Genomic DNA, 11903 nt, shown 5'->3' on the forward strand with positions numbered 1-11903 from the left:
ACCATGAAATTATTGTGAGTAATCCAACTGAAACCGCTTTTTTAAAGCTCGTCAACCAGCACAAGGGTATTTTATACAAAGCCTCGCGGATCTATGCAGATTCTGTAGAAGACCGGGAAGACCTGCAGCAGGAAATTCTTATCCAGCTTTGGAAGTCTTATCAGAATTTCAAAGGAAACAGCGAATTCTCTACCTGGATGTATCGGGTTGCCATCAATACCGCTATTACTTTTTTAAAAAAGGAAAAACAGCGATCCAATAACCATACAGATGCTCCCCATCATTTTGAAGTACAGCAGGAGGATTATAATCCCACAAAGGACAGGCAGCTGGAAATCTTTTACAGTGCCGTTCAGGAGCTGAATTCCTTAGAAAAAGCCGTCATATTTTATTTCATGGAAGGAATGTCACATAAAGAAATTGGAAACAATTTAGGGCTCAGCGAAGGCAATGCCCGCGTAAAACTCAACAGAACAAAAGAAAAAATACAGCAAATCATAAAAAAATCAGGTTATGAATTTTGATCAATTAAAAGAACAGTGGAATAAAGAAGACAGCAATGTCCATATTCCTGACACCATAGAACAGTTAAAAGAAAGCAAACACCCTATAGAAAAGATTCAAAAGAGCATGAAAAAGGAATTTCCTGCACAGGTTCTTTCCATCATACTTATTGGTTTCTTCCCACTGCTATTCCAATTTCCGCCTTCACAGTATACCATTTATTATATATCTTATACTTTATTGGTAGTAGTATCCTGTTATTATTTATTTGGATTTTATCAATTTTACAAACAAGCGGAACTTTATACCGGAAATACAAGAAACAGTCTGTGGAAGATTTACCACGAACTCAAATTAAACATGGAAAGATACCAGTCGTTTGGATTCTTGTTACTTCCCCATTTTCTAATAACATTAGGCTTAGTGGCATTTAATCTTTTGGAGAAAAAAGGTGAATCGTTAGCGGATATTTCTCATGAACATCAAATATCTCTTATTTTATTAGTATTGATAGGCGTTCTTTCTGTTGTAGTAAGTATTATTTTATGGACAAAATATTTTTACGGGCCTAGCGCCAAACAATTGGAAAAGATCCTGAATGAAATGGAAGAATAATTAAACCACTCTTTATAAACAGTAAAAATGAAGTCTCAGAGAATATCTGAGGCTTTGTTCTTTAAAAAAACGTTATTTCTCACGTTCAAATTTATCTGAGGTTTTATTTTTCCGTAAATTTGCAGATCAGAAATAAATCATTATGGATTATGGGCTATTTTCAGCCGATACATGATTTTCTGAACGATAAAAATTCTGTAATATGCTATTAAAAATAAATCCAACACAAACCAATAGCTGGAAAGCACTTGATGAACACTTCGGTGGAAACGACTTTGACCTTAGAAGCCTTTTCCATTACAATCCGAACCGTTTTAATGAGTTTTCCCTGCAAAAGGACAACTATCTTTTTGATTATTCTAAAAATTTAATCGATTCAAGAACAAAGGATCTTTTATTACAATTGGCTGAAGAAAGCCAGTTAAAGGATGCCATTTCTAAAATGTTCTCCGGTGATAAAATAAATGAAACCGAAGGAAGAGCTGTTCTTCATACAGCACTAAGAGATTTCTCGGACCGTGAAATTCTTGTAGATAGCGAAAATATCAAGCCACAGATTAAAAGAGTTCTTGATCATATGAAATCTTTTTCTGAGAAAATCATTTCAGGAGAACATAAAGGTTTTAGTGGAAAAGAAATCACAGATGTAGTAAACATCGGGATCGGAGGATCAGATTTGGGTCCTGTAATGGTTTGTTCAGCATTAAAGCATTTTAAAACAAGATTAGACGTTCACTTTGTTTCCAATGTGGACGGAAATCATATCGCAGAAGTGGTGAAAAATTTAAATCCTGAAACTACTTTATTCATCATTGCTTCCAAGACTTTTACGACTCAGGAAACAATGACGAATGCAAACTCAGCAAAGGACTGGTTCCTGAAAGCCGGAAAGCAGGAGGATGTAGCAAAGCATTTCGTAGCTTTATCTACTAATATTGAAGAAGTTAAGAAGTTCGGAATTGCTGAAGAAAATATTTTTGAGTTCTGGGATTGGGTAGGCGGAAGATATTCTCTTTGGAGTGCGATCGGACTAAGCATCGTACTTTCTGTAGGATATGAAAACTTCGAGCAGCTTTTAAGGGGTGCTTATGATACTGATCAGCATTTTCAGACTGCTGATTTCTCTGAAAACATTCCTGTATTAATGGGACTTCTGGGAATCTGGTATCGTAATTTCTATGCAGCAACAACATATGCCATCTTACCTTATTCTCAATATCTGGACAGGTTTGCCGCTTATCTTCAACAGGGAGATATGGAAAGCAACGGAAAATGTGTGGACAGAAACGGTGAATTTGTAGAATATGAAACAGGGCCTATCATCTGGGGAGAACCAGGTACAAACGGTCAGCACGCTTTCTACCAGTTGATTCACCAGGGTACAGAATTGATTCCTGCAGACTTTATTGCTTATACAAAAAGCCCGAACAAAGTTTCTGATCATCAGGATAAACTATTAGCGAACTTTTTCGCGCAGACTGAAGCTCTTGCCTTCGGAAAACTAGAAGAAGAGGTTGAAGAAGAGCTTAGAAATGCAGGAAAATCTGATGAAGAAATAGACAGATTGATCAATTTCAAAGTCTTCCACGGAAACACACCTACTAACTCTATATTATTCAAAGAATTAACTCCTTTTTCATTAGGTCAGTTGATCGCGTTGTATGAGCATAAAATTTTTGTTCAGGGCGTGATCTGGAATATTTTCAGCTTTGACCAGTTTGGAGTGGAACTAGGAAAAGTATTAGCCAACAAAATCCTTCCTGAGCTTGAGAACAATGAAGCAGTAAGCTCTCATGACAGTTCTACCAACGGATTGATCAGTTACTATAAAGAAAATAAGTAGTAAGTAAAAAGAAAGTAAAAATAAATCTATAAAGTAAAAAAGTAAAAATGGCAGAAATTCTTGACGGACTTAAAGTATCCAAAGAAATAAAAGCAGAGATCAAGGTTGAAGTAGACAAAATTCTCGAAAGCAAAAAAAGAGCACCGCATTTGGTAGCTATTCTTGTAGGAAATAATGGAGCAAGCAAAGCCTATGTCAACTCTAAGGTGAAAGACTGTGAGGAAGTAGGATTTCAATCCAGCTTAATCAAATTCCCAAGTACAGTTGCAGAATCTGAACTATTGGAAAAAATTGACGAGCTTAATAAATCTAAAGCAGTTGACGGATTTATCGTTCAGTTGCCTTTACCAGACCAAATTGACCAGGAAAAGATTATCAACGCAATTGATCCAAGAAAAGATGTAGATGGTTTCCACCCTGAAAACTTTGGAAAGATGGCTCTTGAAATGGATACTTTCTTACCTGCAACTCCTTTCGGTATTTTAACATTACTGGAAAGATACAATATTGAAACTAAAGGGAAAGACTGTGTAATTATCGGAAGAAGTAAAATTGTAGGAAGACCTATGAGCATCCTGATGGGAAGAAAAGATTTCCCTGGAAACTCTACCGTTACCCTTACACACTCTTACACAAAAGATATTGAAGAATATACAAGAAAAGCAGACATCGTAATTACCGCTTTGGGAGATCCTCACTTCTTAAAAGGAGACATGATCAAAGAAGGAGCAGTAATTGTTGATGTAGGTATTACAAGAGTAGATAATGACTCTCCAAAAGGATATTACCTTGCAGGTGATGTAGATTTTGACAGCTGTGCAGCTAAAGCAAGCTGGATTACTCCGGTACCTGGAGGAGTAGGCCCAATGACAAGAGCGATGTTGATGAAAAACACCATCATTGCTTACAAAACTTCGGTCTATAACGACTAATTTTAAGATGAATAAAGAAGAAGATATTTTATTAAAAGAAGGTAAAATGCTCCCTGTAATGGAGCATTTTTACACTTTACAGGGAGAAGGAGCCCACACCGGGAAAGCCTCTTATTTCATCAGACTTGGAGGCTGCGATGTTGGCTGTCACTGGTGTGATGTGAAAGAAAGCTGGGATCCGAAACTCCATCCTTTGATGAATGCAGAAGAAATTGCAGAAACAGCTGCCAAACATTGTAAAACAATTGTTTTAACAGGTGGTGAGCCATTAATGTGGAATTTGGAGATATTGACCTCCAAACTGAAGGAACTGGGATGTACAGTTCATATCGAAACTTCAGGAGCTTATCCTATGAGTGGACACCTGGACTGGATCACTCTTTCACCAAAGAAAACAGGGCTGCCTAAAGAAGAGATCTATCAAAAGGCCAATGAGCTTAAAATGATTATTTTCAACCAGCACGACTTCTCATTCGCGCAGGAACAGGCTTCAAAAGTTTCTGAAAACTGTAAGCTTTATCTACAAAGTGAATGGAGCAAAAGAGATGAAATGTATCCTAAAATCACAGATTTCATCCTGGAACATCCGGAATGGCAGGCTTCAGTTCAGACTCACAAATATCTGAATATCCCATAAAAAAGCTTAAATTAGCTGGGATTATCCGTTATAATACCGATAGATGCAGAGAATTCGATACTCTAGATACCTGAAATCGATCATTATGTTGCTTGACCTCATGGTTATTGCATCTATCTTCATATTCTTTTTTATAAGCAGAAACGAAAGTTTAAAATACCATAAAGAAACCTGGTATCAGAATTCCTTTTCTCTGATTCTGTTGTTTTTGTTCTGGGTGCTTCTGAGCGGTAGAACAAAAATATACAACATTCCGAGAAACCTTACTTATACCTTGTTTCTTGAACGCCTTTTAATCCACTTCCTCTTTTTTATACTTGGTGTCCTGCTTATAGGAAAGGTGAGTAAAAATGTATTTTTCAATTCGGATATTTACTGGCTTTCATTTTACCTTTTTGTTTTCATCTTCCTAGTAAAATCATTTATTTATTTCGCGATCAAATACTTACGATCCCTTGGTGCCAATTACAGGAACGTAATGTTTTTAGGAGACAGCCTCTCCACAGAGATCCTGAAAAATATTTTTACAGACCGTAAAGACTACGGATACAGGATATTTGAATATGAAAATTCTGACATTAATATCAACGAACTGGTTGCTTTCTGGAAAAAGAACGGGATTCATACCCTGTTTTTATCGATGGAAAACAATTATAGTGAGGAGATTCAGAATGAAATTTTCAAATTGGCTGAGGATAATAAGATTCACATTTCATTGATTCCAAGTATTACACAAAGCGATTTTTTCCTGTATGATCTCGGATACATTCAAACCCAGCCGGTACTCAACCAGGCAAGATATCCATTAGATTATTATTCTAATTTTCTGATGAAAAGAACGTTTGACATTATATTTTCTGTTATTATACTGGTTTTTATCTGCTCATGGATATTCCCTATCATTGCGGTTTTAATCATGACAACTTCCAAAGGTCCTGTATTTTTTCTTCAGAAAAGATATGGCTTCCATGAAGAGGTTTTCAATTGTTTTAAATTCAGAACAATGATTGTGAATGATGAATCCACAACCAAAACCACATCGGAAAATGATTCAAGAATTACCAGGATAGGTAAGTTTTTAAGAAAAACCAGTCTTGATGAACTTCCACAATTCATCAATGTCCTGAAGGGTGAGATGTCTGTGGTGGGACCGCGCCCTCATATGCTTTCTGTTGATAATTATTATAAACCAAAAATCGGGAGATACAGCTTAAGAAGTATGGTAAACCCGGGTATCACAGGATTGGCACAGGTAAATGGGCTTCGTGGTGACTTTGGTGATGTGGAGGTAGAGATGAAAAAAAGGGTTCTGGCTGATACTTTCTATGTAAGAAACTGGAGTTTTGTACTTGATCTTGTGATTATTTTAAAAACCGTTTTATTGGTTATAGGAGGAGATAAAAACGCAAAATAAAGAACAGGATAAGGTCAATATTGAAATAATTTTAACACAAAACCAGGCTTTAGTCTTATTCTCGACTCTAGCCCAATTCAATAAAAAAGTCTAATTTAGCAGTATGTTAAAAAAGTTTTTCACAGCAGTAGGGGAATACATGATCCTCTTGGGAAAATCCCTGCAGAAACCTCAGAAAATGAGGGTTTTCTGGAAGCTGTTCATGAGAGAAATTAATGATTTGGGAGTAAATTCTTTCGGACTTGTCATCTTCACTTCCATATTCGTTGGAGCTGTAGTGGCTATTCAGATGTTCAACAACTTTGATGCTTCTTCTTTTCCTATTCCGCCTTCATTTGTAGGATATGCTACGAAAGCGGTTTTGGTATTGGAATTTGCACCTACCATTATCAGTCTTATTCTGGCGGGTAAAGTAGGCTCTTATATTGCGTCCAGTATTGGAACAATGAGAGTTTCCGAACAGATTGACGCATTGGATATCATGGGAGTCAACTCACCCAATTTTCTGATACTTCCTAAAATCATCGCCTGTATGTTATTTAATCCCCTTCTTATCGCTATCAGTATCGTTTTTGGTATTGGCGGAGGTTATATTGCTGGGATTTTAACAGGAAACTGGACAGAAAATGATTATATCGTTGGTATTCAAATGTATATGCCTAATCTGTTTATTTACTATGCATTTAGTAAGACTATAGTTTTCGCTTTTATCATTGCAACGGTTCCTTCTTATTTCGGATACAATGTAAAAGGAGGATCACTGGAAGTAGGTAGAGCCAGTACGCAGGCAGTGGTATGGACAATGGTATTCATTATCATTTCTGAATTAATTTTAACCCAATTAATATTAAGCTGATGATTGAGGTAAAAGATCTTAAGAAAAGTTTTGATGATGTTGAAGTATTGAAAGGAATTTCAACTTCATTTGATAAAGGAAAAGTAAACTTAATTATTGGGCAGAGTGGTTCTGGTAAAACCGTTTTTTTAAAAAGTTTATTGAATGTTTATATGCCATCTTCGGGAGAAATCTTATTCGATGGTAGGAATGTAAACACCATGAACAGGGAAGAAAAACAACATCTTCGTTCAGAAATCGGAACGGTATTCCAGGGAAGCGCTTTATTTGATTCCTTAACTGTGGAAGAGAATATCATGTTCCCTCTGGACATGTTTACCAACCTTACGTACAGAGAAAAAAAGAAAAGGGTTTTCGAAGTAATTGGAAGGGTACATCTGGACAAAGCCGGAAGAAAATATCCTTCTGAAATTTCGGGAGGGATGCAGAAAAGGGTAGCAATTGCCAGAGCAATTGTCAACAATCCCAAGTACTTATTTTGTGATGAACCCAATTCCGGGCTGGATCCGTATACTTCAAAGATAATTGACGATCTTCTTTATGAGATCACCAAAGAATATAATACAACAACCATCATCAATACTCATGACATGAATTCTGTAATGACAATTGGCGAGAAAATTGTATACCTAAGACTGGGAATCAAAGAATGGGAAGGGAATAAAGACATCCTGATTACCGCAGGCAATAAAAATCTGATTGATTTCGTTTATTCTTCAGAACTATTTAAAGAACTGAGAGAATATTTACTTGAGAATAATAAAACGATTGAAACTTCAAATACAAAAATAGACGATAATGAAAAAGGTACTTAGTATAGCGTTAATAGGATTTTCAATGTGGGCTTCTGCACAGATTTCACTGGCTGGTAAGGCTAACTTAATTTTTCCTACCGGCTCACCTTCATGGTCCAATATTAAAGGAACTGTGAATGATGCCATTGACGGAACAGGTAAAAACAATGTAGGTTTTAATGTGGGACTTTCTTTAAAAGTGGGTCTTCCTACTTCATTGTTTGTGATGCCGGAAATCTATTATACTCACTTCAAAAATGAGTTTACTACAGAGAACACTACTTTTGATGTTAAAAGCAACCGTATTGACGTTCCGGTTCTTTTAGGCTACAACCTTTTAGGAAATATGCTGGGGGTCTTTGTAGGACCTGTTGGAAGTTTTAACTTAAATAAAGACAATACTTACAACGACTTCAAAGAGAATGCTAAAAATGACTTTACAGTAGGATACCAGTTTGGTGCTCAGCTTGAAATCAAAAAATTTCTTGTAAATGCAAGATATGAAGGTGCTTTCAGTAAAGATGAAAGAAACTTCATCAACAAAGTTTCCGGTTCAGAAATCAGATATGATAACAGACCTAACCTATTTATGGTAGGTTTAGGATATAAATTCTAATCAGATATCAAAATAATAAATAAAAACCCTCAAATTTAAATTTGAGGGTTTTTATTTTGATCTTCAAGTTCAGCCTGGCGCTTTGCAATGTCTGCAGCCTGTTTTTCAAGCTCTTCTTTGTCTTTCTGCAGCTGTTTGAATTCTTTTTTCTTCTGGTCCGCTTTTATAGCGCTTCCTTTGCTTACATACCCTACCATTCCTCCAATGATAAGCCCTATCCCCACTCCTGCCATGATTCCCATAATATGGGAAATTTTTATTTGTTCTACAGCAAAGTCAGTAGTTAAATAAAAAAGCAATGCAGAAACAGCTAAAAGTATAAGTCCGGTAATTGATAAACTCTTCATAATATTGTGTTTAGGTGGTTACATAAAAAAGGCCCTATCAAATTTACTAAAAATTTAATAAGGCCTTATACAAGATTAAAATTCTAATTATATTTTTCCTCCCGCAGCCTTATAATATTCTAAAGCTTTCGGAAGATCTTTATTGATATCTGAAATTCTTGTTTCCGGATTCGGGTGGGTAGATAAGAATTCAGGTTGTCTTGCTCCTGTAGATGCCGCTTCCATTCTGTTCCAGAAAGGGATTGCTGCTCTTGGATCATATCCTGCCATAGACATCAGGTAAAGCCCCATTTCATCTGCTTCAGATTCCTGACCTCTTCCGTATTTCAATAAAGCCACTTGTGAACCAATAGGATATACCTTCTGGAAAACACTTGCCCATTGTGAATTTGAGATTGTTCCTCCCAGGATAGCACCTCCGTACTGGGCTACCATTGCCTGAGAAATTCTCTCGTTTCCGTGGCCTGCCAGTGCGTGAGAAACCTCATGCCCCAGTACTACGGCAAGTCCGTTATCGTCTTTTGTTACCGGTAATATTCCGGTATAAACTGCTACTTTACCACCAGGCATACACCAGGCATTCAGCTCACTGCTTTGCAGAAGATTAAATTCCCAGCTGTAGCTGGCAAGATCTGCTGATCTTCCTATACTCTGATAGTATCTTTCTGCTGCACTTTTAATTCTGTTTCCTACATTTACCACTCTCTTTGCATCTGCCGTACCGGTAATCACTTTACCTTTAGACAATGTCGTCTTGTATTCCTGCGAAGACATTGTTAAAATTTCTGAGTTGTTGGCCAGCTGTAAAGATGATCTTCCTGTAATTGGGTTTGTAGTACAGGCAACAGCCAACAGAGCAATAGCTCCCATTCCTAATAGATGTGTAACTTTCATAGTTTGAGTGTTAATAATTCAACCTTAACAATTTTTATTCCAAAATATTTGAGAAAGAATATATTTGCATACATTTTGCTGTTTAAATTTAATAATTATCTCATTATGAAAAAGTATATTTCTTTACTGATGATTTTTGGATTCCTGTTCTTATTTCAGAGCTGTGCATCACAGGGTTCATTAGACTCGAAAACAGTGGATACATTAATTGATTCCCAAGAATTTACATTCCACGCAGAAAGAGCCAATCCTACAAATTATGATGTTATCAATGTCATGAACTCAATGCCTAATGCTACTGCAACGAGAATACTGAATCTGAACGGAGATTATACCATTGATGTGAGTAAAAACACGCTGGATGTAGTGCTGCCATATTTCGGAAGATTATTCAATCCAACCTATGGAAATACAAGCGATAACAGCTACAGATTCACCTCAAAAGATTTTACAGTAACTAAAACTCAGAATAAAAAGGGAAAATGGACTTTAAAGTTCAAGCCTAATGATGTAAGAACCGTTGATGAAATGAATATTGAGATCTTTAAAAACGGTAAAGCTTTCGTTTCTATGAGAAGTAATGACAGACAGCCGATTAGCTATGACGGCTATATCTCTAAAACTGAGGTAAAACAGGAAAAAGAGAAACCTTAATCCCTGTTTTCTTTCGATAAAAATTTTTCAACAAATAATTTTGCTTCAGTACTTGGATTGGAAACCATAGCTGAAGCATTTTTTTTGTGCATATGATAAGCTTCTTCCACGGCATTGCTCTTCTTCATCAGGGATAAAATATATTCCTGAACCCAATATTCAAATCTCTTTTCTGCCTGCTGAACACGAATTTCTTCAAAACGTCCGGTTTTCTTTTTCAGATCAATAAATTCAAAAATTGTATCATAAACATTCTGCAATCCTTCATTGTACAATGCAGAACCTAATAAAACAGGAATTTTCCAGCCTTTTTCTTTAGGTGGAATAAAATCCAGGGCTCTTTTTAATTCCAGTCTTGTATTTTTTGCTTTCTGAAGATTATCCTGATCTACTTTATTGATAAAAATAAGGTCTACCATTTCCATGATGCCGCGCTTTATCCCCTGAAGTTCGTCTCCGCCTCCAATGATTTTAAGGAATAAAAAAACATCAGTAATATCAGCAACAAGGACTTCCGACTGCCCTACTCCTACTGTTTCTATTAAAATATAATCATATCCTGCAGCTTCACAGATCATCATCGTTTCAAAAGTAGTATTGGCAACTCCACCCAGAAAACCTGAGCTTGGGGAAGGACGTATGAAAGCATTTTCTTCTTTGGAAAGTTCTTCCATCCTTGTTTTATCGCCTAAAATGCTTCCTTTATTGATTGCTGAACTCGGGTCGATAGCAAGAACAGCTACTTTTTTACCCTGAGCAATCACCAATCGGCCAAAGTTTTCTATAAAAGTAGATTTTCCGGCACCGGGAACTCCTGTTACTCCTACCCTCACAGAGTTTCCGGTAAATGGCATAATCTTCTTCAAAAGTTCTTCTGCCTGTACTCTGTGCTCTGCTTTTTTACTTTCAACCAATGTAATAGCTTTTGCAATCAGGCGTTTGTTTCCTGACTGTATTCCGTCTATTAGCTCTTCTGTAGAAAATTTCATTGACTCAAAATTAATAATTAAAATGGGAATGATCAATAGCCGGCTCATAATGATGAGATAAAAGGCTTAAATTATCTTCACTGGGAATTACCGATTTTTCTTAAATTCAATTTTTATTTCTTCTAAATTAAAACTACAACACCCTGTATCAAGGGCTTAAGGAATTTATTACATTTGTTATATATCAAAAGAAGAAACATGAAAAAAATCATCGCTGCGGCATCGTTTACTGCTATTTTGCTGGTTTCCTGTACGCCGAAAGCTGCTACATCCACTGCTACTGCAGGAACGTCCACGTCTACTGCAGAACAGATTGCCCAAGGGAAAACCATTTTTGAAAACTCTTGTGGAAGATGTCATAAGTTACCTGATCCTGCTTCACACAATCCTGTACAATGGGTAGGAATCATGAATTCTATGGCTCCAAAGGCAAAATTAACGGATGAACAGCACCAATGGGTTTATGATTATATTGTTTCTGTGAAGAAGTAATCATCAAAATAAAAATAGGTATGAAAAAACTCATCTTAACCGGTATCGCAGCATCAGTATTTCTGGTATCCTGCGGACCAAAAAGTGTGGCTGTAACAGGGCCAAAGTATACCTCATCTGAGCAATTGGCGCAAGGGAAAACCGTTTTCGAAAATTCCTGTGCAAAATGTCATAAACTGCCAGAACCAACGAAGCATGACGACAAGGGATGGATCAACACGTTAAGCAGAATGGCTCCCAAAGCTAAACTGACTGATGACCAACATCAAATGGTGTATGATTATCTGATCTCTGTCAATAAAAAATAAGCTTTCAA

The 11903-nt window shown here is 36.5% G+C and carries 15 protein-coding genes; 12 read left to right on the forward strand and 3 right to left on the reverse strand.

Going from position 1 to position 11903, the window contains the following annotated elements:
* Positions 1 to 14 precede the first annotated feature (14 nt).
* From GFU89_RS17935 to GFU89_RS17975, 9 genes are all read left to right on the forward strand, one after another.
* Positions 15 to 524, forward strand: a complete 510-nt coding sequence (locus GFU89_RS17935; RefSeq protein ID WP_309436617.1) for an RNA polymerase sigma factor — start codon at positions 15 to 17, stop codon at positions 522 to 524.
* Positions 514 to 1119, forward strand: coding sequence for a hypothetical protein (locus GFU89_RS17940; protein WP_318848441.1), 606 nt, complete (start codon positions 514 to 516; stop codon positions 1117 to 1119). Before GFU89_RS17935 ends, GFU89_RS17940 begins: the two co-directional genes overlap by 11 nt.
* Positions 1120 to 1321: 202 nt before the next feature.
* Positions 1322 to 2962 (forward strand): glucose-6-phosphate isomerase, encoded by a 1641-nt coding sequence (gene pgi / locus GFU89_RS17945; protein ID WP_318848442.1) that lies wholly within the window; start codon positions 1322 to 1324, stop codon positions 2960 to 2962.
* Between the two features lie 47 nt (positions 2963 to 3009).
* Complete coding sequence (locus tag GFU89_RS17950) at positions 3010 to 3894, forward strand: bifunctional 5,10-methylenetetrahydrofolate dehydrogenase/5,10-methenyltetrahydrofolate cyclohydrolase (protein WP_318848443.1); 885 nt, start codon at positions 3010 to 3012, stop codon at positions 3892 to 3894.
* A gap of 7 nt (positions 3895 to 3901) precedes the next feature.
* Complete coding sequence (locus tag GFU89_RS17955) at positions 3902 to 4531, forward strand: 7-carboxy-7-deazaguanine synthase QueE (RefSeq protein WP_318848444.1); 630 nt, start codon at positions 3902 to 3904, stop codon at positions 4529 to 4531.
* A 43-nt stretch (positions 4532 to 4574) separates the two neighbouring features.
* Positions 4575 to 5945, forward strand: a complete 1371-nt coding sequence (locus tag GFU89_RS17960) for an exopolysaccharide biosynthesis polyprenyl glycosylphosphotransferase (protein WP_318848445.1) — start codon at positions 4575 to 4577, stop codon at positions 5943 to 5945.
* A gap of 103 nt (positions 5946 to 6048) precedes the next feature.
* Positions 6049 to 6801, forward strand: coding sequence for an ABC transporter permease (locus tag GFU89_RS17965; protein WP_318848446.1), 753 nt, complete (start codon positions 6049 to 6051; stop codon positions 6799 to 6801).
* Entirely contained in the window at positions 6801 to 7616 is an 816-nt protein-coding gene (locus GFU89_RS17970; protein WP_318848447.1) for an ABC transporter ATP-binding protein, read from the forward strand. Before GFU89_RS17965 ends, GFU89_RS17970 begins: the two co-directional genes overlap by 1 nt.
* Positions 7600 to 8211: an outer membrane beta-barrel protein gene (locus GFU89_RS17975; protein WP_318848448.1), complete on the forward strand. Its 612-nt coding sequence runs from the start codon at positions 7600 to 7602 to the stop codon at positions 8209 to 8211. The genes GFU89_RS17970 and GFU89_RS17975 overlap by 17 nt, the downstream gene beginning before the upstream one ends.
* 35 nt (positions 8212 to 8246) lie before the next feature.
* On the opposite strand, the gene GFU89_RS17980 is transcribed toward GFU89_RS17975, so the two are convergent.
* On the reverse strand, positions 8247 to 8558 hold the full coding sequence (locus tag GFU89_RS17980) for a hypothetical protein (RefSeq protein WP_318848449.1): 312 nt from the start codon (positions 8556 to 8558) through the stop codon (positions 8247 to 8249).
* Between the two features lie 87 nt (positions 8559 to 8645).
* Positions 8646 to 9452 carry a M48 family metallopeptidase gene (locus GFU89_RS17985; protein WP_318848450.1) on the reverse strand — a complete coding sequence of 269 codons (807 nt, stop codon included), beginning with the start codon at positions 9450 to 9452 and terminating at the stop codon, positions 8646 to 8648.
* Between the two features lie 105 nt (positions 9453 to 9557).
* Between GFU89_RS17985 and GFU89_RS17990 the strand changes: the two genes are divergently transcribed.
* Positions 9558 to 10106 (forward strand): DUF4251 domain-containing protein, encoded by a 549-nt coding sequence (locus GFU89_RS17990; protein ID WP_318848451.1) that lies wholly within the window; start codon positions 9558 to 9560, stop codon positions 10104 to 10106.
* Here the strand turns inward: GFU89_RS17990 and meaB are convergent.
* Positions 10103 to 11095 (reverse strand): methylmalonyl Co-A mutase-associated GTPase MeaB, encoded by a 993-nt coding sequence (meaB, locus tag GFU89_RS17995; protein WP_318848452.1) that lies wholly within the window; start codon positions 11093 to 11095, stop codon positions 10103 to 10105. The genes GFU89_RS17990 and meaB overlap by 4 nt on opposite strands.
* A 198-nt stretch (positions 11096 to 11293) precedes the next feature.
* On the opposite strand from meaB, the gene GFU89_RS18000 reads away from it, so the two are divergent.
* Positions 11294 to 11587: a cytochrome c gene (locus GFU89_RS18000; RefSeq protein WP_318848453.1), complete on the forward strand. Its 294-nt coding sequence runs from the start codon at positions 11294 to 11296 to the stop codon at positions 11585 to 11587.
* Between the two features lie 20 nt (positions 11588 to 11607).
* Positions 11608 to 11895: a cytochrome C gene (locus GFU89_RS18005; RefSeq protein WP_318848454.1), complete on the forward strand. Its 288-nt coding sequence runs from the start codon at positions 11608 to 11610 to the stop codon at positions 11893 to 11895.
* Positions 11896 to 11903 lie beyond the last annotated feature (8 nt).

Source organism: Chryseobacterium sp. JV558, from assembly GCF_033712365.1.
Classification (GTDB): domain Bacteria; phylum Bacteroidota; class Bacteroidia; order Flavobacteriales; family Weeksellaceae; genus Chryseobacterium.